21 protein-coding genes are annotated in these 22819 nt (G+C 63.8%); 5 read left to right on the top strand and 16 right to left on the bottom strand.

Translation table 11 applies throughout. From position 1 onward, the window contains the following. Positions 1 to 105: 105 nt before the first annotated feature. From NKI58_RS30960 to NKI58_RS31030, 15 genes are all read right to left on the bottom strand, one after another. Entirely contained in the window at positions 106 to 2475 is a 2370-nt protein-coding gene (locus NKI58_RS30960) for a trimethylamine N-oxide demethylase (RefSeq protein ID WP_352789357.1), read from the bottom strand. Between the two features lie 265 nt (positions 2476 to 2740). Further along, positions 2741 to 3370, bottom strand: coding sequence for a sarcosine oxidase subunit gamma (locus NKI58_RS30965; protein WP_352789360.1), 630 nt, complete (start codon positions 3368 to 3370; stop codon positions 2741 to 2743). Then, positions 3363 to 6347, bottom strand: coding sequence for a sarcosine oxidase subunit alpha (locus tag NKI58_RS30970; protein WP_352789363.1), 2985 nt, complete (start codon positions 6345 to 6347; stop codon positions 3363 to 3365). Before NKI58_RS30970 ends, NKI58_RS30965 begins: the two co-directional genes overlap by 8 nt. Then, complete coding sequence (locus NKI58_RS30975) at positions 6347 to 6622, bottom strand: sarcosine oxidase subunit delta (protein WP_352782067.1); 276 nt, start codon at positions 6620 to 6622, stop codon at positions 6347 to 6349. Before NKI58_RS30975 ends, NKI58_RS30970 begins: the two co-directional genes overlap by 1 nt. A 17-nt stretch (positions 6623 to 6639) precedes the next feature. After that, the gene (locus tag NKI58_RS30980) at positions 6640 to 7893 is read right to left on the bottom strand and encodes a sarcosine oxidase subunit beta family protein (protein ID WP_352789366.1); all 1254 of its coding nucleotides are present in this window, start codon (positions 7891 to 7893) and stop codon (positions 6640 to 6642) included. A 36-nt stretch (positions 7894 to 7929) separates the two neighbouring features. Beyond that, positions 7930 to 9237, bottom strand: a complete 1308-nt coding sequence (gene glnT / locus NKI58_RS30985) for a type III glutamate--ammonia ligase (RefSeq protein WP_023673983.1) — start codon at positions 9235 to 9237, stop codon at positions 7930 to 7932. 33 nt (positions 9238 to 9270) lie between these two features. Continuing rightward, the gene (locus NKI58_RS30990) at positions 9271 to 10599 is read right to left on the bottom strand and encodes an FMN-binding glutamate synthase family protein (protein WP_352634391.1); all 1329 of its coding nucleotides are present in this window, start codon (positions 10597 to 10599) and stop codon (positions 9271 to 9273) included. Positions 10600 to 10605: 6 nt separating this feature from the next. Continuing rightward, a complete protein-coding gene (locus tag NKI58_RS30995; RefSeq protein ID WP_352453795.1) occupies positions 10606 to 11340 on the bottom strand; it encodes a GltB/FmdC/FwdC-like GXGXG domain-containing protein in 735 nt (244 codons plus the stop codon). Positions 11341 to 11344: 4 nt separating this feature from the next. Next, the gene (locus NKI58_RS31000) at positions 11345 to 12238 is read right to left on the bottom strand and encodes a class II glutamine amidotransferase (RefSeq protein WP_352789369.1); all 894 of its coding nucleotides are present in this window, start codon (positions 12236 to 12238) and stop codon (positions 11345 to 11347) included. Positions 12239 to 12322: 84 nt separating this feature from the next. Then, on the bottom strand, positions 12323 to 12655 hold the full coding sequence (locus tag NKI58_RS31005) for a hypothetical protein (protein WP_352789372.1): 333 nt from the start codon (positions 12653 to 12655) through the stop codon (positions 12323 to 12325). After that, positions 12652 to 13341, bottom strand: a complete 690-nt coding sequence (locus NKI58_RS31010) for a hypothetical protein (RefSeq protein WP_352854196.1) — start codon at positions 13339 to 13341, stop codon at positions 12652 to 12654. The genes NKI58_RS31005 and NKI58_RS31010 overlap by 4 nt, the downstream gene beginning before the upstream one ends. Before the next feature lie 291 nt (positions 13342 to 13632). Further along, positions 13633 to 15033, bottom strand: a complete 1401-nt coding sequence (locus tag NKI58_RS31015) for an APC family permease (protein WP_352854197.1) — start codon at positions 15031 to 15033, stop codon at positions 13633 to 13635. A 15-nt stretch (positions 15034 to 15048) separates the two neighbouring features. Beyond that, positions 15049 to 15210 (bottom strand): hypothetical protein, encoded by a 162-nt coding sequence (locus NKI58_RS31020; protein WP_023673991.1) that lies wholly within the window; start codon positions 15208 to 15210, stop codon positions 15049 to 15051. 16 nt (positions 15211 to 15226) lie between these two features. Beyond that, positions 15227 to 15604 carry a hypothetical protein gene (locus tag NKI58_RS31025; protein WP_023673992.1) on the bottom strand — a complete coding sequence of 126 codons (378 nt, stop codon included), beginning with the start codon at positions 15602 to 15604 and terminating at the stop codon, positions 15227 to 15229. An 11-nt stretch (positions 15605 to 15615) separates the two neighbouring features. Beyond that, positions 15616 to 15903 (bottom strand): hypothetical protein, encoded by a 288-nt coding sequence (locus NKI58_RS31030; RefSeq protein WP_352476575.1) that lies wholly within the window; start codon positions 15901 to 15903, stop codon positions 15616 to 15618. Positions 15904 to 16190: 287 nt separating this feature from the next. Here NKI58_RS31030 and NKI58_RS31035 point away from each other — a divergent pair, with 287 nt between their 5' ends. From NKI58_RS31035 to NKI58_RS31050, 4 genes are read left to right on the top strand one after another with little or no spacing between them, the layout of a single operon-like run. Continuing rightward, positions 16191 to 17324 carry an aminomethyl transferase family protein gene (locus tag NKI58_RS31035; protein WP_352789380.1) on the top strand — a complete coding sequence of 378 codons (1134 nt, stop codon included), beginning with the start codon at positions 16191 to 16193 and terminating at the stop codon, positions 17322 to 17324. A gap of 14 nt (positions 17325 to 17338) precedes the next feature. Next, positions 17339 to 17935, top strand: coding sequence for a dimethylamine monooxygenase subunit DmmA family protein (locus tag NKI58_RS31040; RefSeq protein ID WP_352789383.1), 597 nt, complete (start codon positions 17339 to 17341; stop codon positions 17933 to 17935). After that, positions 17932 to 18897 carry a PDR/VanB family oxidoreductase gene (locus NKI58_RS31045; RefSeq protein ID WP_352789386.1) on the top strand — a complete coding sequence of 322 codons (966 nt, stop codon included), beginning with the start codon at positions 17932 to 17934 and terminating at the stop codon, positions 18895 to 18897. Before NKI58_RS31040 ends, NKI58_RS31045 begins: the two co-directional genes overlap by 4 nt. A 9-nt stretch (positions 18898 to 18906) precedes the next feature. Next, positions 18907 to 19947: a heme-dependent oxidative N-demethylase family protein gene (locus NKI58_RS31050; protein WP_352789389.1), complete on the top strand. Its 1041-nt coding sequence runs from the start codon at positions 18907 to 18909 to the stop codon at positions 19945 to 19947. Positions 19948 to 20399: 452 nt separating this feature from the next. Here NKI58_RS31050 and NKI58_RS31055 read toward each other — a convergent pair whose 3' ends face one another. Next, positions 20400 to 21119, bottom strand: a complete 720-nt coding sequence (locus NKI58_RS31055) for a helix-turn-helix domain-containing protein (protein WP_352789392.1) — start codon at positions 21117 to 21119, stop codon at positions 20400 to 20402. 258 nt (positions 21120 to 21377) lie between these two features. On the opposite strand from NKI58_RS31055, the gene NKI58_RS31060 reads away from it, so the two are divergent. Then, a complete protein-coding gene (locus NKI58_RS31060) occupies positions 21378 to 22736 on the top strand; it encodes a trimethylamine monooxygenase (RefSeq protein WP_352789395.1) in 1359 nt (452 codons plus the stop codon). Positions 22737 to 22819: the final 83 nt, after the last annotated feature.

The raw sequence follows: 22819 nt of genomic DNA on the forward strand, positions 1-22819 counted from the left end.
TCCGCCATCCCGAATCTCCCTGCTTCGACCATCATCACAGAATCACCAATCGGCTTCTGTGCAAAGGTCTCACAAGGGGAGAAGGGAAGAACCAGGAAGCGTCGGTCAGGAGCGCGGCCTGTTCTTTTGCGGGTCGTAATGGGCGAAGGCGACGACGCGCGCCGGCAGCCGCTTGCTGTGGCCGTCGAGCTTGCCGATCTCGACCTCGGTGCCGATCGCCGAATGCGCGACGTCGAGCCTGGCCAGCGCGATGGTCTTGTTCAGCACCGGCGAGCGCATGCCGGAGGTGACGACGCCGATCTGGGCCCGGCCGACATGCACGCAATCGCCGTGGCCGACCGCGATATTGGCATCGATGTCGAGGCCGACCAGCTTCTTCTGCGGGTTTTCCTTGCGCCGGATCAGCGCCTCGCGGCCGATGAAATCGTCGCTCTTGGTCTTCAGCGGTACGGTGAAGCCGATGCCGGCCTCGAACGGATCCGTCTGGTCGGAAAACTCGTGAGCAGCAAAGATCAGCCCGGCCTCGATGCGCACCATATCGAGCGCCTGCAGCCCCATCGGCTTCAGGCCGTGCGGCTGGCCGGCCTGCCAGATCGCGTCGAAGACCTTTTCGGCGTCGCGCGGATGGCACCAGATCTCGTAGCCGAGCTCGCCGGTGTAACCGGTGCGCGAGACAACGACCGGAATGCCGTTGCCGCCGCCGATGCGGGCAACGGCGAAACGGAACCATTCGAGTTCGTCGATCGACGGCTGCAGCGGCGAGGTCCAGATGATCTGCCGCAGGACGTCGCGGCTTTTCGGCCCCTGCACGGCAACATTGTGCATCTGGTCGGTCGACGAGCGCACCAGCACGTTGAGGCCGAGCTTTGTCGCCGTCTCGCGCAGCCATTCGCCGGATAGATCGTCGCCGCCGACCCAGCGGAAATTATCCTTGCCGAGCCTGAGCAGCGTGCCGTCGTCGATCATGCCGCCATGCTCGTAGCACATGGCGGAATAGACGACCTGGCCGACGCCGAGCTTCTTGATGTCGCGGGTCAGCGTGTATTGCAGCAGCGCCTCGGAGTCCGGCCCGGTGACCTCGAACTTGCGCAGCGGCGACAGGTCCATGATCACGGCGTCCTGCCGGCAGGCCCAGTATTCATCGATCGGGCCTTGCCTGGCGAAGGAATTGGCCAGCCAATAGCCCTTGTACTCGACGAAGTTGCGGGTGTGCTTGGCAAAGCTCGAATGAAAGGCGGTCTCGCGGGTCATTTTCGGTTCCGAATCGGGCGTCATGCGTCTGGCGATCGCTCGCGAGAATTTGTGCTGGCCGGGATAGGTTCGCACATGGATGTCGGTCAGGTTCCAGCCATTGGCCGGCGTCGTATCGTCGGGGCAGGCGGACGAGACGCAGACGATGTCCGTGAGCGCCCTGAGTAGCACATAGTCGCCCGGCCGCGACCACGGCTCGTCCGATACCACGACGCCATGCGCGTCGATGGCCGTGTTGAAGAAGAAGTTGATCGCCATCCAGCCGGCGCGAGGCGTGACACCCTTGTCGGCCAGCGCGTGGTTGAAATTCTCCGAGCAGTTGGGATGGCCGGGATAACCGATGTCGTCGTAATATTTGGCCGCGCAGGCGAGCGCGAATGCATCGTGGCGGCCGCAAGTGTCCTGCACAACCTCGACCAGCGGCTCCATGTCCTGGTCGTAGTATTTCGAGTGCAGACCGGGCATCGGATAGCTCGAACCCATCAGCGTGCGCGTCGTCGTCACGTCGAGCGGATGATCGCGGCCCTTGTCCAGCTTGCGCGCCGAAAAGCACTGGAAGTCGGTGCATTGGCGCCCGTCGACATCGATGATCTGCAGATAGTCGCCCGCCTTGACGAAGTAGGCCTCCGCCGTCGCCGAATGGACGCGCAGGTCGAGCACGGGATCGGCCAGCGGGTCGGCAAGCCTGGATTTCGCCGCCGGGCGGATGGTGGCGCGGCGGACGATGACGCTAAGCGGCGTCGCCGTATCGTGGCCGTCGACCAGCATCGGCCCGCCGGGCGCGGCAATCAGCATCGACCCATCGCGGGCGACGGTAAAAGCCTGTTCGGTGCCGGCAGGGGTGGCGCCGCCGAAAACGCGAACCGCCTTCGCCTGGTCGATCTGCACCTGGCGCCGCTCGAGCCCCCGGCGCAAGGATGCGAGGCCGTCGTCGCCTTCGGCCAGCAGCGCCTTGATGCCGGCGGCATTGCAGTTCGATTTCTCGCCGAGAATGCCGGGATCGGTCGCGTCGCTGCTGTCCCATGCCAGCAGCTCGCAGGCCTGCCCGCCCTCGACATCGCGCACGGTGACAATGTCGCCGGCCTCGACCTCGATCAGCACCGCGCCATTGCCCTGAACCGTGTAGCGCTCCATCCCGGCCGGCAACGCGATCTGGCCTGGCCGCAGGATCAGGCTCGGCCGGGGCGGTCCTGCGACGACGGCGGGGTAGGGCGACTGGCTCATCTCAACCTTGGTTTCGAGAAACAAGTTTGCCTGTGTGTGAAATTATTTTAGCGGGAAGAATAGCAGGGGGATCGGGTTTGGCAAGGTGAAGGTGGCACAAGCTCCCCCTTCTCCCCTTGTGGGAGAAGGTGTCGCCGAAGGCGACGGATGAGGGGTGTTCCAGGGAACGCCAGCCTCTCACTCCGCTGGAACACCCCTCATCCGTCTCGGCGCTGCGCGCCGATCCACCTTCTCCCACAAGGGGAGAAGGGAAGACGCGCCAAGGCTATGCCAACTCCTCGCTGTGGCTGATCTCGACGCCATACTCGGCGGCAGCGTCCAGCATCGTATGCCACAGGCTTTCCGCGAAGGTGGCGAACACCAGAAGATTGAACACAGCCTGTCGGTCCGGCCGATCATTGCCGCGCCAGAGATTGATGCTGGTGTGATCGACCGAGGTCGCCGCAGCGGTGCCGGCCGGGAACGCCGCGGGGTGCAGGTCTAGCGACGACAGTTTGGCCAGCATCGCGCGCGCCTTTTCTCCGGAAACGCTGATCAGCGCGCGGGCATGCGACTGGTCGGACAGCGAGGCGGATTGCGCAAACGCCTGGCTCAGCGGTTCGCTCGCGTGCTTGCCGCCATTGGACAGGACCAGGAACTGATCCGGTCCCGACCAGATCAGCGTAGCGTCGGGAGCTCGGGTCGCCTTGGGCGTTTCCGGGGCGGCAACGCCGAAGCGGGTTTCGGCGGCCTTCGCCAGTTCTGCCGCTTTGCCGCGCCGCGCCATCACCTGGATCAGGTCGAAATTGCGGATCTCGGTGAGCGATACGCCGGCCGCCGTGCCGCGCGCGCCATAGGCGCCGACAACAAGCGCTTTCTCCAGCGGACTGCGGGCAATCCAGGAAAACTCAGCCACGCTGGCGCCCTCCATCCGGATCGTAGAAGACGGGACTGCACAGCTCGACATCGTAGTCTTCGCCGCGCAGCGGGTCTTGCGCATGGACGATTTCGCCGATGCGCTCGCGGCCGCGCTCAACCAGTGCCAACCCGATCCACTGGTCGAGCGTCGGCGAGAAGCAGACCGAGGTGACGTAGCCCTGGTCGTTATCGGGACCGGGCGTCTCGCCCTTCGGGATGATATGCGCGCCGGAACGCAGGCGGCGCGTCTTGTCGACCGGCTTGATGCCGACCACGACCTGGCGGTCCGGCGCAATCAGCGCCTCGCGCCCGGCCATGACGCGGCCGATGAAATCTTTCTTGCTGGACATCATCTTGCCCAACCCGAGGTCGGCGGCGGTCGTCGTGCCGTTCAGCTCCGGTCCGGCGACATGGCCCTTTTCGATGCGCATGACGCCGAGCGCCTCGGTACCGTAGGGCGTAACGCCGAACGGCTTGCCGGCCAGCATCAAATTGCGCACCAGCGCCTCGCCATAGCGGGCGGGAACCGAAATCTCGAACGCCATTTCGCCCGAAAACGAGATGCGGAACAGCCGCGCCTTGATGCCACCGCGAAGCGCGACTTCCCGCGCCCCCATGAAGGGAAAGCCCTCGTTCGACAAATCCTCGGACGGATCGACCATTTCCCGAAGCAGGTCCCGGGTCTTCGGCCCGGCGATCGAGAACTGCGCCCATTGATCGGAGACGGATGTCAGCTGCACGTCGAATTCGGGGAACAGCACCTGCCGGCAGAATTCGAGATGCTGCATCACCAGCCCGGCCTTGGCGGTGGTGGTGGTCAGGAAATAGTGGTCCTCGGCCAGCCGTGACGTCGTGCCGTCGTCATAGACGATGCCGTCCTCGCGCAGCATCAGCCCGTAGCGGGCTTTGCCGACGGCGAGACCGGAGAAGGTGTTGATGTAGACGCGGTCGAGAAAGGCGCCGGCATCCGGGCCGTGCACGTCGATCTTGCCGAGCGTCGAGACATCGCAGAAGCCGACGCCTGAGCGCACCGCCTTGACCTCGCGGGTGACCGATTCCAGCCAGTCCTTTTCGCCGGCGCGCGGATACCATTGCGCGCGCTTCCACAGGCCGGTGTCGACGAACACCGCGCCCTGTTCGGCTGCCCAGTGATGCGACGGCGTCAGTCGTGTCGCATGAAAATTCTCGTCGCGATGATGGCCGGCGAAGGCGCCGATGGCGACCGGCACATAGGGCGGACGGTAGATCGTCGTGCCGGTTTCGGGGATCGATTTGCCGCTGATTGCCGCCATGATGGCGAGACCGGCGACGTTCGAGGTCTTGCCCTGGTCGGTGGCCATGCCGAGCGTCGTATAGCGCTTGAGATGCTCGACCGATTCGAAACCTTCGCGCTGCGCCAGTTCGATGTCGGACGCGGTCACGTCATGCTGGTAATCGACGAAGGCTTTCCCTTTGCCGGCCACATACCAAAGCGGCGTCAGCGAAAACGCCTCGCTGTCGGCGACCGGCGATGTGCCGGCATTGCCGCTGCGTCCAGCACCCTGCGCTGCCGCAGCACCCGCGGCAAAGCCCTGGCGCAGGCAGTCGCCCAGCCCGAAGGCGCCGTTGGCGGCGCCGACGGCCACCATGCCGGGCGGCGCGCCGTCCGGCACGAAGGCTGCGATATCGTCCTGCCATTTCGGCCGGCCGCGATGGTAGGAGGTCAGCCCGACCGCCGGATTCCAGCCGCCCGAGACGGCTAGCCCGTCGGCCTCGACCTCGGCGCGCGCCCCACCGGTGAGCGATACCGCGATTTTCCTTACGCCGTCCTTGCCGCCTTCGACCCCGCTGACCGAGCCGTTGAGCACGGCAAAGCCGCCTTTGGCGGCAAGCGCGCGATGCGCGGCGGAGACGTCCGGGCGCGCGTCGATCACCGCTGCGATCTGCAATCCGGCGCCAAGCGCGGTCTCGACCGTACGCCAGCCATCCTCATTGTTGGTGAACAGCGCGATCCTCTTGGCAGGGGTAACCGCGTAGCGCGCGACATAGGTCCGCATAGCCGAAGCCATCATCACGCCCGGCGTGTCGTTACCGGCAAAGACGATCGGCCGCTCGATGGCGCCGGCGGCGACGACGCAGCGCTTGGCCACGATCCGCCACAGCCGCTGGCGCACCTGGTGCTCGGGCGGCGAGGGCAGGTGGTCGTTGACCCGCTCGATGGCGCCATAGGTGCCGCCATCATAGACGCCGAACAATGTCGTGCGGGTCATGATGCGGACATCGGGCAGTGCGGCGAGTTCGGCCAGCGTGCGCGTAATCCATTCGGCCGCCGGCGCGCCGTCGATCATGCCGCCGTCGGCGAGCAGACGGCCGCCAAGCGCAAAATCTTCCTCGCACAGGATGACGCGGGCGCCGCCGCGCCCGGCCGCCAGTGCCGCAGCCAGTCCGGCCGGGCCGGACCCGGCGATCAGCACGTCGCAATGCGCCCAGGCCTTGTCGTAATGGTCGGGGTCGGCGACGCCGGGGGCGCGGCCGAGGCCGGCGGCGCGGCGGATCGCCGGCTCGTAGACCGCTTCCCAGAATTTCGCCGGCCACATGAAGGTCTTGTAGTAGAAGCCGGCGACGAAGATCGGCGCGAACAGCTGGTTGACCGCCATCAGATCGTGGCGCAGCGACGGCCAGCGGTTCTGGCTGGCGGCTTCGAGCCCGTCATAGAGTTCGGCCGTGGTCGCCTTGGTGTTCGGCTCGCGCCGCGCTCCGCTGCGCAGTTCGACTAGCGCGTTGGGCTCCTCCGAACCAGCGGTCAGGATGCCGCGCGGCCGATGGTATTTGAACGAGCGGCCGACCAGCTTGACGCCATTGGCGATCAGCGCCGAGGCCAGCGTGTCGCCTTGGAAACCGGCAAAGCTCTTGCCGTCGAAGCGGAAGGCCAGCGGCGCGGCGCGATCGATGAGACCGCCGCTCTCCAGCCGGTGTGTCTGCGCGGGGCCAACCATCAGGCCCCAACCTCGGCGGCACCGACGCCTGCAGCCGGTTCGACCGCCGAAATCTCATGCGTCAGCGTGTTGCGGGCGACCTTCAGCCAGGCCCGGCAGCCGCCGCCATGGTACCAGTATTCGCTCATCGGCCCGGCGATGTTGTCGCGCAGATAGACGTAGTCGAAGACCTCGTCTTCGGTGACGCCGGCCGCCGGACGCGCCGGCTTGGCGTCGCCCAGATAGGTGAACTCGCCGAGTTCGCGTTCGCCGCAGAAGGGACAGACAATGCGCATGCTTCTTCAGCCAGCCTTCAATGCAGGTTCGGTTGGGCGCCCTGGCCCTTTTCGTCGATCATCGCACCTCGCCGGAAGCGGTCGAGGCGAAAGCGGATAGCCTCCTTGTGCGGCTCGTCGCGCGCCAGAAGATGGGCAAAGACCAGGCCGGAGCCGGGCGTCGCCTTGAAGCCGCCATAGCACCAGCCGGCGTTGAGATAGAGCCCGTCGACCGGTGTTTTGTCGATGATCGGCGAGCCGTCCATCGACATGTCCATGATGCCGCCCCACTGACGCAGAAGCCGTATCCGGCCGATCATCGGCATCAGCGCCATGCCGCCTTCGCAGACGTCTTCCATGACAGGCAAATTGCCGCGCTGGGCGTAGGAATTGTAGCCGTCTATATCGCCGCCGAAGACCAGGCCGCCCTTGTCGGACTGGCTGACGTAGAAATGGCCGGCGCCGAAGGTCATGACATTGGGGATCAGCGGCTTGATCGCCTCGGAGACGAATGCCTGCAGCACATGGCTTTCGATCGGCAGCCGCATGCCGGCCATCGCCGCGACGCGCGACGAGGAGCCGGCGACGGCCATGCCGACCTTGCCTGCGTCGATCCTGCCGCGGCTCGTCTCGACACCGGTCACCTTGCCGTCGGCGTCGCGGACAAAACCGGTCACTTCGCAGTTCTGGATGATGTCGACGCCGAGCGCGCTCGCCGCATGCGCATAGCCCCAGACCACGGCGTCGTGCCGTGCCGTGCCGCCACGTCGCTGCAAAAGCCCGCCTTGCACTGGAAAGCGCGCATTGTCGAAGTTCAGGAACGGCATCATCTTCCTGACCGCCGTCAGATCGAGCAGTTCGGCATCGATGCCGTTGATGCGCATGGTGTTGCCGCGCCGCGCATAGGCGTCGCGCTGCGCGTCGGAATGGTAGAGATTGATGACGCCGCGCTGGCTGACCATGGTGTTGTAGTTGAGGTCCTGCTCCATCCGCTCCCACAGCTTCATCGAAAGCTCGTAGAAACCGGTATTGCCGGGCAGCCCGTAATTGGAGCGGATGATGGTGGTGTTGCGGCCGGCATTGCCGGAGCCGATCCAGCCTTTTTCCAGCACCGCGACATTCCTGATGCCGTATTCGCTGGCGAGGAACCATGCCGTCGCCAGGCCATGGCCGCCGCCGCCGATGATCACCACGTCGTAGTGGCTCGTCGGGCTGGCGTCGCGCCAGGTGCGCTGCCAGTTCTTGTGGCCGGAAAATGCCGCCCGGGCGAGGGAGAAGATCGAGTATTTCATGAACCTGTTTCGCGCCGGGCGTGCAACAATTCCGGATCAGATGTCGAGCGTGTGGTCGCGCTCCCACTGGGTGAAGTGGGAAGCATAGGAATTCCATTCCTGCTGCTTGAGCTTTAGATAGGCCGACGAGAATTCCTCACCCAGCGCCGCCTTGAGCGATTTGTCGTTGTCGAACTCGCGCAATGCGTCGAGCAGGTTGAGCGGCAGCTTCGGCGCGCCCTCGACCGTATGGCCGAACTGGTACATGTCGATGTCGTATCGCCTGCCGGGGTCGGCCTTCGAGCGGACGCCGTCAAGGCCGGCGGCGATGATGACGGCCTGCAGCAGATACGGGTTTGCCGCGCCGTCCGGCAGGCGCAGCTCGAAGCGGCCTGGCCCAGGCACGCGCACCATGTGGGTGCGGTTGTTGCCGGTCCAGGTCACCGTGTTCGGCGCCCAGGTGGCGCCGGAGATGGTGCGCGGTGCGTTGATGCGCTTGTAGGAATTGACCGTCGGGTTGGTGATGGCGGCAAGCGCGGACGCATGTTTCATGATGCCGCCGAGGAAATTCCTGCCCTTGGCCGACAGGCCGAGCTCCATCGCATTATCGGCAAAGACATTGGTCTTGCCGTCTTTGTCCCACACCGAGATATGCGCATGGCAGCCATTGCCGGTCAGGCCCTGGAAGGGTTTAGGCATGAAGGTTGCGCGCAGGCCGTGCTTTTCGGCGACCGATTTCACCATGAATTTGAAGAAGGAATGCTTGTCGGCGGTCGCCAGCGCATCGTCGAAGGCCCAGTTCATCTCGAACTGGCCGTTGGCGTCCTCGTGGTCGTTCTGGTAGGCGCCCCAGCCGAGCGCCAGCATGTGGTCGCAGATCTCGGCGATCACATCGTAGCGGCGCATCACCGCCTGCTGGTCGTAGCAGGGCTTCGACGCCGTGTCATATTCGTCGGAAATCGTCTTGCCATCCGGCGAGATCAGGAAGAATTCGGCCTCGACGCCGGTCTTGATGTGCATGCCGTCGCCAGCGGCCTCCGCGATCAACCGCTTCAGCGTGTTGCGCGGCGCCTGCTCGACCGATTTGTCGTCCATGATGCAGTTGGCGGCGACCCAGGCGACCTCCGGCTTCCAAGGCAACTGGATCACCGAGGCCGGATCCGGCACCGCCAGCATGTCGGGATGCGCCGGCGTCAGGTCGAGCCAGGTGGCAAAGCCGGCAAAGCCGGCACCGTCCCGCTGCATGTCGGCGATCGCCTGCGCCGGCACCAGCTTGGCGCGTTGTCCACCGAACAGGTCGGTGTAGGATATCATGAAATATTTGACGCCCTTTTCCTTGGCGAAGGCGGCGAGATCGTTCCCCATTATAGTTCCTCGCTTACTGGCATTTGGTTTGTTTTAGAAGCCGTTCTTGCCCGGTATCCAGTTGGTGCCGGCCAGCGGCACGCCGGCCATGGCGGCGGCTTCGATCGTCAAGGCGACAAGATCCTCGGGCTCGAGATTGTGCAGGCTGTTCTTGCCGCACGCGCGTGCGATTGTCTGAGCCTCAAGTGTCATCACCTTAAGATAATTCGCCAGCCGCCGTCCGGCCGCAATCGGATCGACCCGTTTCATTAGCTCGGGATCCTGCGTGGTGATGCCGGCAGGGTCGCGGCCCTCATGCCAGTCGTCATAGGCGCCGGCGGTGGTGCCGAGCTCGTTGTATTCCGCTTCCCAGCGCGGGTCGTTGTCGCCGAGCGCGACAAGCGCTGCCGTGCCGATCGACACCGCGTCGACGCCGAGCGCCAGCGCCTTGGCGACGTCGGCGCCGTTGCGGATACCGCCGGAGACGATCAGCTGCACCTTGCGGTGCATGCCGAGATCCTGCAGCGCCTGCACGGCCGGCCTGATGCAGGCAAGCGTCGGCTGGCCGACATTTTCGATGAACACTTCCTGGGTCGCCGCAGTGCCGCCCTGCATGCCGTCGACGACGACGACATCGGCGCCCGATTTCACCGCAAGCGCGGTATCATAATAGGGCCGCGCGCCGCCGACCTTGACGTAGATCGGCTTTTCCCAGTCGGTGATTTCGCGCAGTTCGAGGATCTTGATCTCGAGGTCGTCCGGCCCGGTCCAGTCGGGGTGGCGCGAGGCCGAGCGCTGGTCGATGCCTTTCGGCAGCGTGCGCATTTCGGCGACGCGGTCGGAGATCTTCTGGCCGAGCAGCATGCCGCCGCCGCCGGGCTTGGCGCCCTGGCCGACGACAACCTCGATCGCGTCGGCACGGCGCAGATCGCGCGGGTTCATGCCGTAGCGCGACGGCAGATACTGGTAGACCAGCGTCTTCGAATGGCCGCGCTCTTCCTCGGTCATACCGCCGTCGCCGGTGGTCGTCGAGGTGCCCGACAGCGTCGCGCCACGGCCGAGCGCTTCCTTCGCCGGGCCGGACAGCGAGCCGAAGCTCATGCCCGCAATGGTGATCGGGATTTTCAATTCGATCGGTTTTCTCGCATAGCGCGAGCCGAGCACGACGCTGGTGTCGCAGCGCTCGCGATAGCCTTCGAGCGGATAGCGCGAGATCGAGGCGCCGAGGAACAGAAGGTCATCGAAATGCGGCAGCTTGCGCTTGGCGCCGGCGCCGCGGATGTCATAGATGCCGGTCGCCGCGGCGCGGCGGATCTCGGAAAGCGTGTAGTCGTCGAAGGTCGCGGATTTGCGCGGCGTCGTCGGCGGGTTGCGATAGGTCATTGAGCCTCAATACGCGTCGGCGTTGTCGATATTGAAATTGTAGAGGGTACGAGCCGAGCCATAACGCTTGAACTCCGCCGCCTTGACGCCGGTCACGCCGGCGCGGTCGAGCAAGCCTTGCAGCAATTCGAGATGCTCGGGCCGCATCTCCTTGGCGATGCAGTCGGCGCCGAGGCTTTCGACCTTGCCGCGCACGAAAAGCCGCGCCTCGTAAATGGAATCGCCGAGCGCATCGCCGGCGTCGCCCAGCACCACGAGGTTGCCGGACTGCGCCATGAAAGCCGACATGTGGCCGATATTGCCGTGGACGACGATGTCGATGCCTTTCATCGAGATGCCGCAGCGCGACGATGCGTTGCCTTCGATGACGAGCAACCCGCCCCGGCCGGTGGCGCCGGCATACTGGCTGGCATCGCCTTTGACGACGATCTGGCCGGACATCATGTTCTCGCCGACGCCGGGCCCGGCCGAGCCATGCACGGTGATGGTGCCGCCGTCGTTCATGCCGCCGCAATAATAGCCGACGCTGCCGCGCACATCGATGGCGACCGGCTGGTCGACGCCGACGGCGACCGAATGGCTGCCTCGCGGGTGGAGCACTTCCCAGGCGGTCTCGTTCGAACCGGGCGCCAGATCGTGCAGCGCCTGGTTGAGCTCGCGCAGCGACATTTCGGCCAGATCGAAGACCCGTGACGCATGGCCCGGCTCGCGAGCCGCCTTGGAGAGGTTAATTGCCGGCATTGGTTCAATGCTCCCAGAAATAGACGGTTGCGGGCTCGGGTTCCCAGACCTTCGCATTGTCTATGCCGGGCAGTTTGGTGAGCGCCCGATATTCCGAGCCGAAGGCGACATACTGGTCGGTTTCGGCCATTACGGCGGGCTTGCAGGCGATCGGATCGCGCACCACGCCGAAGCCGTTCTTGGTGCCGACGACGAAGGTGAAAAACCCGTCGAGATCGCTCAGCGTGCCTTCCAGCGCCTCGCCCAGATTCTTGCCGTGCGCCATCTGCGAGGAGAGATAGGCGGCAGCGACCTCGGTGTCGTTCTCGGTCTCGAATGTCATGCCTTCGCGGATCAGCTCGCGGCGGACATTGTTGTGGTTGGACAGCGAGCCATTATGAACCAGGCACTGGTCGGCGCCGGTCGAGAACGGATGCGCGCCCATCGTCGTCACCGCCGATTCGGTCGCCATGCGGGTATGGCCGATGCCGTGCGTGCCGGTCATCTCGCGGACGCCGAAACGGTCGACGACCGCTTCGGGCAAGCCGACTTCCTTGTAGATTTCGACGACGTCGCCGGCGCCCATGATGCGGATATCGGGGCGCAGCGCCTGGATCGTCTCGCGCGCTTCGTCGATCTTGGCAGGCGTCGTCCGGACCACGGCATGCGTCGACTTCGCAGCAATGCTCACCGGCGCGCCGATTGCCTTGGCGAGTTCGGCGTCGAGGCCGCGGAAATCGCGCTCCGGCTTGGCCGACTGGATGGTGATCTTGGCTTCATTGGAGGGCGCGCCATAGATGGCGATGCCGGCGCTGTCGGGACCGCGATCGCTGAGCGAGATCAGCATCTCCGACAGCATCGCGCCAAGCTGGGGCTCGAGCGACTTGTCCTTCAAAAACAGTCCGACGATTCCGCACATGTCAGCCTCTGCGAGTTTGTTCCCTCCGAGATGTATCGAATGAGTCCCGGGAATTCAATTGGTATGAAAAAAATTTTCCTGTCGTTATATATCGGCTGAGGCGCTGCCGGCCGCACTATCGCTGTGCTGGCCGGGATTGTGAACCCATTTGGCATAGCGGATGCGGGCGATCTTGTAGGCATCCAGGATCGACAGGGCATAGATCAGGAAGCCGCCGGCATGGCGTCCGACGAAGCTGGCGTCGGGCGGCGCGATCTTGGCGGTGACCCAGGCAAGGATCACCATGAAGAACAGGAATTGCAGGCCGCGCACCGGCACGCCGAGCACGACATGCCCGCTCGCCGGCAAGACGATCGCAGCGCCCAGAACCAGATAGGGGCTCGGTGGTGCGGGGGAGGTGGTGATCTGGCTGGTCATGCCGCTTGCCGTTCGCTTTGATTGATGGCGTCGCGCAGCGCCGAAGCCGACGACAGCAGCCTCTCGATCAGCACCGGATCGAGCCTGACCGTGCCCAATTCGGCTTGCCGGAATACGCCGTAGCGCGCCCGCTCGGCCTCGGCCAGAAGCCAGACGATGCGCACGCCGTTCGGCGTGATCAGCAATTCCTTGGCGCGCTCCTCGGCAAAGATATCGAGGTGGCCGGCGATGATGGCTTCGGGGAAGCGCACGCCCTTGCGGTCGCTCCGCAGCACCGCCTCGGCCGGAAACCCCGCCGCCTTCGGCAGCGGATGGACGAGATGATCGAAATTGGAAAAAGTCGTCGGCGATCCCGGCCGCATCATCATATCGAAAGTGCCTGGTATCGCGACCTTTTCGGTGATCGAAACGCTCAGCCAGCGCGCCGGCAGCTTCCTGATCGCCAGCGTGTCGACGATGGTCCGCACCTGCACCCGCCGGCCGTTCCACGAGCCGGCGAAGGTGACGACGCCGGCAGTGCCGTCCGAGACGTTGGCCGCGTCGGGGATGACGGCGCGGACGCCGGCTTCGTCGGCGGCAAGCCCGGTCGAAGCCTTGGTGCGGCTGGCCCGCGCAAGCCAGGCTATATGGAGGACGAGAGCCAGGGCAACCGCCCCGGCGAGTGACGCTGAGATCATTTCAGACATCTCATCATGCACAGGCGCGCCCCATTCTGGGGCAGGGCTCTTGTATAGGAAGTCCCCCTCATCCGGCCGCGGAGCCTGTCCTCGGGCTTGCCGGAGGCAAGACCCGTGGGCGGCCACCTTCTCCCCGTTGGGGAGAAGAGGCTGGCATCAACGCCGGCGATCTCCTCTCCCCTCGGGGAGAGGTCGGATTGCCCCGAATTGCCCTTCGCAATTCGGTTGGCAATCCGGGTGAGGGGGCACTTTCCCATATGCGATTGCGCTGCGTTTTGGGGTGAGCCTCCTTTACTCCTGTCAGTAGCCCGGCGGCTTCGGCCACGGCATGGTGAACTGGGCACCACGGCGCACGAATTTGTAGCGGTAGAAGTGGAACCACAGCGAGATCAGGAAGTAGAAAGCGACCATGGCGATCAGCTGCGAACCAAAGCCGAGGAAGATCGCAAAGAAAGTGACGACGCAAAGGCAGAACAAGACGATCGCCGGCAGCGGATGGAACGGATGGGTGTAGCCGCGGCGGATCGAGCCGAGCGGCCACTTTTTCCTGAACATGATGATGTTGATGCTCATGAAGGTGTATTGCAGCACGCCCGACAGGATCGAGAAGGTGATCGCCTGGTTGAGGTCGGCGATGAAGGCGAAGGCCAGCGCGATCGGCAGCAGGAACAGGATCGAGCGATAGGGCGTGCGGTATTTCGGATGCACCGCCGAGAACCAGGTCGGCAGATAGCGGTCGCGGCCGAGCGAGAACCAGGCGCGCGCGGCGTCGTTGATGCAGCCATTGGCGGAAGCAAGCGCGGCAAGCAGCGTCGCGATAAACAACAGGTTCTCGAGCAGCGGGCTGCCGGTCAGCTTTCCCGCGTCCCAGAGCGGGTAAGGCGTGACGCCGAGATACTCCCACGGCATCAGCGAGGCGCAGACATACCAGGTCATGGCAGCTGCGATCAGAAGCGTGATCATGCCGGCCATCGTGCCGTAGGGCAGCGAGCGCGCCGGCGAGCGCACTTCCTCGGCGGCCTGCGTGGTGCCCTCGATGCCGAGATAGTACCAGATGCCGAACTGGAAGGCGGCGATTACGCCGATCCAGCCATAGGGCAGCGCATTGCCGGGGGTGACTAGGTCGTTGAGCTTCAGCACGGCGCCTTGCGTCCACGGGCTGACCGAAAAGAACAGGATGACGATCGAGACATAGGCTATCGCGGTGATGACGAAATTGACGTTGAGCGTCATCAGAACGCCGCGATAGTTGAGCCATGCCAGCACGACGATGGTGGCGGCGATGAAGGAGTTGTAGCTCATCCCTTCGACGCCGGCCTTGGCGACGATTGTTTGGCCGAGCAGTATCGCGTCGGAGACTTCGAGCATGGTATAGGCAAAGACCAGGAACAGCGCGACGTTGAAGGCCATCAGCGGCCCGACGATGTGCTTGGCCTGCGCATATTGGCCGCCAGCGGCGGCGACCGTCGAGGTGACCTCGGAATCGATCATGGCGACGGAGGTGTAGAGCAGGCCGACGATCCAGCAGACCACCAGTGCGGCGAGCCCGCCGCCCTTGTCGGCGGAGAAGTTCCAGCCGGTGAATTCGCCGACCAGAACGATTCCGACACCGAGCGCCCAGACATGGGCGGGGCCGAGCACCCTGAGCAGTGAAACCCTGTCGCCTTGCACTTGCACCGCTGGTTCAGCCGTGATCGTCATCGTTCAATCCCCCACTCAGATCCGGTGTTTTTCGGACACGGCTTCAAGTTCGCCTTCCCTGGACGAGGTCAGCATCTCTTCGGAATAGGTCGTGTCGATCTTGAACCAGTCGTAGAGCATCCACAGCGCGAGCACGATCGAGATGCCCCAGCATGCGTAAGAGAGTGCCACCCACATGACGATGCTTCCCTATCTATTTGTCGCCGAACTTTTCGTCGATGACGTCGCGGTATTCGCGGTCCGATGCGCGGAACAGAAAGATGAAATAGCCGATCAGCACCGCCGCCATGATGATCAGCGTCGGCCAGTCGATGATGTAGTGGAACCGGTTCTGGATGATGTCGTGCGCGGTTTCCGGCGTGTAGCCGAGCTTTTCCCAGATCGAGGCCATGGTCGGGTTCTGGCCGAGCGCTTCCCACGTCTTGGCGTCGAGCGCGTCGATGGATTTTGCCGCCCCTGCCAGACCTAGTTTCAGCGGCAGCCACAGCGCGACGAAAATCGCGACCACGACGACGGCGATATCGAAAACCTGTCCGGCCTTGCTCTGTTCGGGCGGTGTATAGCGGGCCATGCGTCTCCCCCTCAGGACTTGCGGTTGCGGTAGGCGTCGGCGTTCTTGATGTCGAGGCCGTAGATGAAGTCCTTGTCTTCCTTGTAGTGGTTGACCATCGCCAGGATCGCGGCGGTGTTGAAGATCAGCACGGCGGCGGCGGCGACCGCGACGACGAGCTTGATGCCGGCGTCGGGGATGTATGGCCATGTCATGAACAGGACAAAGAGGATCGTCGCCCACAGGCAGACGATCAGGAGCATGGATCCACGCACGTCGGAACGGTACAACGCTTCCACGCGCTGTTGCAGGTCGGACATCGGCTTTCCCCTTTTTCAACGCCGGTCCGGATTGGCCGGTCATTGCCCTCTTTCAAGAGAGTGAAATTTTTTTCATAAAATCCGGCCGAATTCTGGAATTGTCAAGACGATTTTACGCAACGTTAATCGTTTGTCTGGGCTCGCCGGATTTGCCTGACAATGAAATTATTTGCTTACGGGTATTGCAGGCTACCGGCGTTTGCGATCAATATTCAAGGCAACGCTCCCGCCTATGTGCAGGGAGCAGGGGAAAGCAAAAAAGTTTCTTTCGAACGGAGGACCAGCGGATGACGGCATCCTGGAGATTTTCGACGCTTGCGGACCGCCATCGCGCGCTCGGCTCGAAGCTCGAGGACTGGAGCGGCATGGGCACCGCCTGGACCTACGACAAGGACGCCGACGAAGAGTATATCGCCATCCGCACCAAGGCCGGCCTGATGGACGTGTCCGGCTTGAAGAAGGTCCACATCACCGGGCCGCACGCCTCGCACCTGATCGATCTGGCGACGACGCGCGACGTCGAAAAGATCTATCCCGGCAAGTCGGCCTATGCCTGCATGCTCAACGAGGCCGGCAAGTTCACCGACGACTGCATCCTCTACCGCACCGGCCCGAATTCCTGGATGGTCGTGCATGGCTCGGGCACCGGCCATGAAGAGCTGCAGCGCGCTTCCGTCGGTCGCGACGTGTCGCTGCGCTTCGACGACAATCTGCACGACCTTTCGCTGCAAGGCCCGACCGCCGTCGATTATCTGGCAAAGCATGTGCCCGGCATTCGCGACCTCAATTATTTCCGCCACATGCAGACGCAGTTGTTCGGCTTTCCGGTGATGATCTCGCGCACCGGCTACACCGGCGAGCGCGGCTACGAGATTTTCTGCCGTGGCCAGGACGCCGGAACGATCTGGGACAGGATCCTCGACGAGGGCAAGAGCGCCGGCATCATCCCGTGCCGCTTCACCACGCTCGACATGCTGCGCGTCGAGAGCTACCTGCTGTTTTACCCCTACGACAATTCGCAGAAATACCCGTTTGAGAACGAAGGCCCGGGCGACACGCTGTGGGAGCTTGGTCTCGACTTCACCGTCAGCCCCGGCAAGACAGGCTTTCGCGGTGCCGAGGAGCACTACCGCCTCAAGGGCAAGGAGCGCTTCAAGATCTTCGGCGTGCTGCTCGAAGGCAAGGAGCCGGCCGACGAGGGCGCACCGGTCTATCGCGACGGCAAAAAGGTCGGCGTGGTGACCTGCGCAATGTATTCGCCGCTGGTCAAAAAATCGATGGGCATCGCCCGGCTCGACGTCGACTGTGCGGTACAGGGCACCAGGCTCGAGATCCGCAACAAGAGCGGCACCATCAGCGCAACCGCCGAGCCGCTTCCCTTCGACGATCCGAAGAAGACCAAGCGCACGGCGAAAGGCTGAGGCATACTGCGGGTATGGCAGCGAAAAGCATCATCAGCCGGCCGGTCTATGGGACCCTGTCTCCGCAGCCCGGCAAGCATCATCTTTTCATAGCGGATGCAGAGGGAGCGCTGGCGATTGCCGATCTGGCCGCCAAGGCACCGGCGGATTTCTTCGGCGGCGCCCACATCATCTTCATTCCCGGCCGCGATGGTAAATATGCCGATGCGCTCGAAGCACTGAAGCCGGCGCAGCTCTACCTCGGCCATTCCTTCGCCGGCGCTCTGCCGCGGCTGAAGCAGACGCTGGCCAACGCGCATATGGGCCTCAGGCTCTATCTTGCCGGCACCGAAGGGCTGCTCGGCCAGGCCATGCAGGCGGCGCTCGAAGCCGGCATCGACCACACCTCGGTTCAGACCGAGCATCGCGGCTCGCTGGCGCGCCGCATGCAGTGCGTCCATTGCAAGGGCATCACCGAGAACGTGACGACGCAGCCGGCGACCTGTTCGCATTGCGGCCTCTTGCTTCTGGTGCGCGACCACTATTCGCGGCGCCTCGCCGCCTTCCAGGGCGTCTGCATCAACGCCGAGGACCGCAGCGAAATTCCTCCGATCGAGGAGGTCTTTCGATGAGCACCGGCACCACCAAGCTCGATGTCGTCGTCAGCGATGTCGTCTCGGTCAACGAGCTGGTGACGCGCTTTCATTTCCGCCGGCGCGACGGCGAGCTTTTGCCGACCTTTTCCGGCGGCGCCCATGTCGTCGTCGAGATGCGCGATGGCGAACGCACCAGGCTCAATCCCTATTCGCTGATGGGCTCGCCGCTCGACACCCGCGAATACACCATCTCGGTGCGCCGCGACGACGCCGGCCGCGGCGGCTCGCGTTTCATGCACAGGCAGGTCAGGCCGGGCACGGAGATGGTGGTCAGCTATCCCGTCAACCTGTTCTCGCTCGATCTGCGCGCCAGGAAGCATCTGATGCTGGCCGGCGGCATCGGCATCACCCCGTTCATGGCGCAGACCGCGCAGCTGGCGGCGGAAGGCGGCAATTTCGAATTGCATTACACCTGCCGCACCGCCTCGCTCGGCACCTATGCCGACCTGCTGAGAGAGCGCTACGATCGCCGGGTCAGGCTCTATCACGACGACCGCGACGAGCGCGTCGATCTCGACCGGCTGTTGTCATGGCAGCCGCTCGGCACGCATCTCTATGTCTGCGGCCCGTCCGGCATGATCGGCTGGGTGCGCGAGCGTGCCGCCGCCCTCGGCTGGCCTCCCGAGACCGTGCATTTCGAGCATTTCGCGGCCCCGCAGCCCGGCGCCCCCTTCGACGTGACGCTGGCGCTCAGCGGCAAGACCATCCGTGTCGACGAGCAGCAGAGCCTGCTCGAGGCGATCGAGGCGGCCGGGGTCGATCCGCCCTATCTCTGCCGCGGCGGCGTCTGCGGCCAGTGCGAGACCAACGTCATTTCGCATGACGGCAAATTCATCCACAACGACCACTGGCTGAGCGAGGAAGACCACCGTTCAGGCTGCAAGATCATGCCCTGCGTCTCGCGCTTCGAGGGCAGGTCGCTGATGCTGGAAAGATAGGACGCGAGCTTGGGCATCACCTTTCGCAAGGAAACGTTCCGCGACGACTTCACCTTCAGGAACAGCCCCGAGCACATCAGGCGGTTCCCGTTCCCGTTCCATGAAGACAGCTACATGTATGCCGTCAACATCGAGCCGCATGTCGTCGGGCCGAAGGGCAGCGTGCTGGAGAATTTGATCGACGTCGACGAGCACTATGTCGCCGAAATGCAGGACCGCGCTTTGGTGCTGGCCGAGGATCCGCTGCGCTGCCAGTCGCTGCCGCACATGACGCTGGCCGGCTGGGATCTGCTCGAGCTTTTGATGGAGCAGCAGGCGCTGGGCTATCCCGAGCATTTCACGCTGACGCGCGATGGCGACCGCTGGCGCTGGGTCAACCGGCCGCTCGGCATCGACGACAGTTTCACCTTCGGCGACGTCTCGACGCTGCCCTATGGGCCGATGGAATACATCACCCGCCAGAGCCAGGGCGATTTCTGCATTCTCGACCAGCGCGACGGCAATCTGTGGATGGATGCCGGCATGGTCACTACCCAGGCAGACTGGTCGCTGGATTTCGACATCGGCATGAACTTCTTCGAATGGCACGCGCCGGTGCCGCTGGCGCATGAGAAGGGCATATTCGTCCGGGCGCTAAAATTCCTCACCAACATCCAGCAGGGCAAGCCGGCACGGCGGCTGAACTGGACGATGACCATCAATTCGCGCCTCGATACCAGCCCGGAAAATTACCACAAATGGGGTCCGGACCGCGCCACGGTGACGCCGGAAAACGTCGGCGACAAGGTCCATCTGCGCGTCGAGCTGCAGAGCTTCTGGCGGCTGCCGCGCTCGAATTCGATCGTCTTCCCGATCCGCTGCTATCTGATCAAGATGGACGAGCTGGTGACGCAGCCGAAATGGGCACGGCGCCTGCACCGCGTCATCCGCGACCTGCCCGAGGAACTCGCCAACTACAAGGGCCTGACGCGTTACCGTGCGACATTGGTCGAGTGGCTGTCGAAGTTGGATGACGGCAGTGCGACGTCGCCGGGGTTTGGGCCTGATTGACTGCTGCCGTCGCCGAAGCTGCCGATCTCCCCCCTCGTGGGGGAGATGCCCGGCAGGGCAGAGGGGGGCGCGAAGGAACGCAACCCTTTCCGACCCCCTGCGACCAATCGAGGACGAGCTTGCCCTGCAGTTCAACGTAGCAGCGCGTGGAGATTACGGCATGGATCCTAGGGTCTCCGCTACGTCGCTTCGCTCCTGCTTCGCCCTAGGATGACGAAGTGAGGGATGCTTCAGCTAACCTCGAAACTTGCGAATTGCCGTCGGCCACCAACCTCTAAGCCGCGATGCAACTGCCAATCTCCGACATCCGCGATTAGCCTTGGACCCCACGCCTTCGTCATCCTAGGGCGGAGCAGAAGCGAAGCGACGTAGCGGAGACCCTAGGATCCATGCCGTTACCGTGGCCGTGGAGTGCAGCGATCCAGGATTGCTTGCGCGCCCTCATCTTCGGCTCACCCCGCGCTCTGCGGGTAGCAGATGATCGACAGATAGCGCATCGGCAGGACGCTCAGCACTTCCGGTCCGTGCGGCGCATCGGCGTCGAAGAACAGGCTGTCGCCGGGCTTCATCGGGTAGAGATTGCTGCCGTGCCGGTAAACCACCTCGCCCTCGAGCATATAGAGGAATTCCATGCCCTCGTGCTGGAAGGTCGGGAACACGTCGGAATCCTCGGTGAGCGTGATCAGATAGGGTTCGACGACGACGCCGCTGGTGTTGGAGCCGATATGGCCGAGCAGATTGTACTGGTGGCCGGCGCGGGTGCCGCGGCGTTCGACGTCGAGGCCTTCGCCGGCCTTGACGAAGACGGCACTGCGCTCTTCCTCGAAGCGGCGGAAGAAGGCGGTGACGGGAACGCCGAGCGCCCGTGACAGCGCCTGCAACGTGGTCAGCGATGGCGAGGTGATGCCGTTCTCGATCTTCGACAGCATGCCAAGCGAAATGTCGGTGGCGGCAGCCAGATCGGCCACCGTAATGCCGAGCTTCTTGCGGAAGGCACGCACCTCGCGGCCGATGGCGACCTCCAGGACCTTTTCGCGGGTGTCGCGAATGGCGTGCGGGTTCTGGGTGAGCGGCGCGCGTATCTTGCGCGGATCGATTGCAGCGACCGACGGCTTGGCTTTGGCGGCGACGACGGCCGCAGCGCGCTTTAGACTGGATGTTTTTTTCGCCATGTTGCCACCCCGGACCTTGCCGATTCATTTCACTCACGGTGAACATATTCGGTGCCGATACAGAAGCGCAACTGCCACGGCAAGCCACCCGTGTCGAATTGCGCAATGTCCGGATTTCGCCCGAGCTACTGCGTCGCTTGGAAATCCAGCTGGGCGAAACGCGGTTTCGCGACAAGCCTGTTGACAGCATCGAAGGGGCAATTACTGTCCTGTCAGTGAAATTTGTTTCGCTAGGGAAATGAGATCGGGAGGCCCGCAATGAAAAATCGTGTTGCCGTCATCGGAGCCGGGCCGTCCGGCATGGCCCAGCTCAGGGCCTTCAAGTCGGCCGCCGACAAGGGCGCCGACATTCCCGAAATCGTCTGCTTCGAAAAGCAGTCCGACTGGGGCGGCCTGTGGAACTACACCTGGCGCACCGGCCTCGACGAGCACGGCGATCCGGTGCACGGCTCGATGTACCGCTATCTCTGGTCGAACGGGCCGAAGGAATGCCTCGAATTCGCCGACTACTCCTTCGAGGAGCATTTCGGCCGGCCGATCGGCTCCTATCCGCCGCGCGCCGTGCTGTGGGACTACATCAAGGGCCGCGTCGAAAAATCCGGCGTGCGCCAATGGGTGCGCTTCAACAGCCCGGTGCGCATGGTGACCTTTTCCGAAACAACAAAAAAATTCACCGTCACCGCGCATGACCGCACCAGCGACGTCACCTATTCGGAAGAGTTCGACAATGTCGTCGTCGCGTCGGGCCATTTCTCCGTGCCCAACGTTCCCTATTTCGAAGGCTTTTCGACCTTCAACGGCCGTATCCTGCACAGCCACGATTTCCGCGACGCGATGGAATTCAAGGGCAAGGACATATTGATCATCGGCCGCTCCTATTCGGCCGAGGACATCGGCTCGCAATGCTACAAATACGGCGCCAGATCGATCACCTCCAGCTACCGCTCGAAGCCGATGGGCTTCAAATGGCCGGAGAACTGGAAGGAAGTGCCGCTGCTGCAGAAGGTCGTCGGCAAGACCGCGCATTTCAAGCACGGCAGCACCAAAGACGTCGACGCCATCATCCTGTGCACCGGCTATCTCCACTCCTTCCCGTTCCTCACCGAGGATTTGAAGCTGAAGACTGCCAACCGCATGTGGCCGGACGGGCTCTACCAGGGCGTCGTCTGGGAGAAAAACCCGAAGCTGTCCTATATCGGCATGCAGGACCAGTTCTACACCTTCAACATGTTCGACGCGCAGGCCTGGTTCGCCCGCGACGTCATCATGGGCCGCATCAAGCTGCCCTCGGCCGAAGCGATGGCCGAGCACGGCCGGAAATGGCGGGCACGTGAAGAAACACTTGAAGACGCCGAGCAGATGATCTGGTTCCAGGGCGACTACACCCGGGAGCTGATGGAGCAGACCGATTATCCGGGCTTTGACGTCGAGGCCGTCAATCAGACCTTCATGGAGTGGGAGCATCACAAGGCGCAAGACATTATGGGCTTCCGCGACCACGCCTACCGCTCGCTGATGACCGGCACGATGGCGCCGCTGCACCATACGCCCTGGCTGCAGGCGATGGACGATTCAATGGAGAGCTATCTCGAGGTGAAGAGCGTGGCGGCGGAGTAGGCCAGGGGTCGAATACCCAATCGTTTGGACGGGCTGCGTCGTCGCAGAGGTCCGGACGACGCAAGTTGACCCTGTGGTTTCGG

The sequence above is a fragment of the Mesorhizobium sp. M0522 genome (assembly GCF_040321085.1).
GTDB lineage: Bacteria > Pseudomonadota > Alphaproteobacteria > Rhizobiales > Rhizobiaceae > Mesorhizobium.

Coding starts and splice junctions, on each gene's coding strand:
- NKI58_RS30995 (WP_352453795.1), bottom strand. CDS start 11,340: ATGCCGGCAATTAACCTCTCCAAGGCGGCTCGCGAGCCGGGCCATGCG.
- NKI58_RS31010 (WP_352854196.1), bottom strand. CDS start 13,341: ATGTCTGAAATGATCTCAGCGTCACTCGCCGGGGCGGTTGCCCTGGCT.
- NKI58_RS31035 (WP_352789380.1), top strand. CDS start 16,191: ATGACGGCATCCTGGAGATTTTCGACGCTTGCGGACCGCCATCGCGCG.
- NKI58_RS31025 (WP_023673992.1), bottom strand. CDS start 15,604: ATGGCCCGCTATACACCGCCCGAACAGAGCAAGGCCGGACAGGTTTTC.
- NKI58_RS30960 (WP_352789357.1), bottom strand. CDS start 2,475: ATGAGCCAGTCGCCCTACCCCGCCGTCGTCGCAGGACCGCCCCGGCCG.
- NKI58_RS31000 (WP_352789369.1), bottom strand. CDS start 12,238: ATGTGCGGAATCGTCGGACTGTTTTTGAAGGACAAGTCGCTCGAGCCC.
- NKI58_RS31030 (WP_352476575.1), bottom strand. CDS start 15,903: ATGTCCGACCTGCAACAGCGCGTGGAAGCGTTGTACCGTTCCGACGTG.
- NKI58_RS31060 (WP_352789395.1), top strand. CDS start 21,378: ATGAAAAATCGTGTTGCCGTCATCGGAGCCGGGCCGTCCGGCATGGCC.
- NKI58_RS30970 (WP_352789363.1), bottom strand. CDS start 6,347: ATGGTTGGCCCCGCGCAGACACACCGGCTGGAGAGCGGCGGTCTCATC.
- NKI58_RS31040 (WP_352789383.1), top strand. CDS start 17,339: ATGGCAGCGAAAAGCATCATCAGCCGGCCGGTCTATGGGACCCTGTCT.
- NKI58_RS31015 (WP_352854197.1), bottom strand. CDS start 15,033: ATGACGATCACGGCTGAACCAGCGGTGCAAGTGCAAGGCGACAGGGTT.
- NKI58_RS31055 (WP_352789392.1), bottom strand. CDS start 21,119: ATGGCGAAAAAAACATCCAGTCTAAAGCGCGCTGCGGCCGTCGTCGCC.
- glnT (WP_023673983.1), bottom strand. CDS start 9,237: ATGGGGAACGATCTCGCCGCCTTCGCCAAGGAAAAGGGCGTCAAATAT.
- NKI58_RS31045 (WP_352789386.1), top strand. CDS start 17,932: ATGAGCACCGGCACCACCAAGCTCGATGTCGTCGTCAGCGATGTCGTC.
- NKI58_RS31005 (WP_352789372.1), bottom strand. CDS start 12,655: ATGACCAGCCAGATCACCACCTCCCCCGCACCACCGAGCCCCTATCTG.
- NKI58_RS31020 (WP_023673991.1), bottom strand. CDS start 15,210: ATGTGGGTGGCACTCTCTTACGCATGCTGGGGCATCTCGATCGTGCTC.
- NKI58_RS30990 (WP_352634391.1), bottom strand. CDS start 10,599: ATGACCTATCGCAACCCGCCGACGACGCCGCGCAAATCCGCGACCTTC.
- NKI58_RS30980 (WP_352789366.1), bottom strand. CDS start 7,893: ATGAAATACTCGATCTTCTCCCTCGCCCGGGCGGCATTTTCCGGCCAC.
- NKI58_RS30975 (WP_352782067.1), bottom strand. CDS start 6,622: ATGCGCATTGTCTGTCCCTTCTGCGGCGAACGCGAACTCGGCGAGTTC.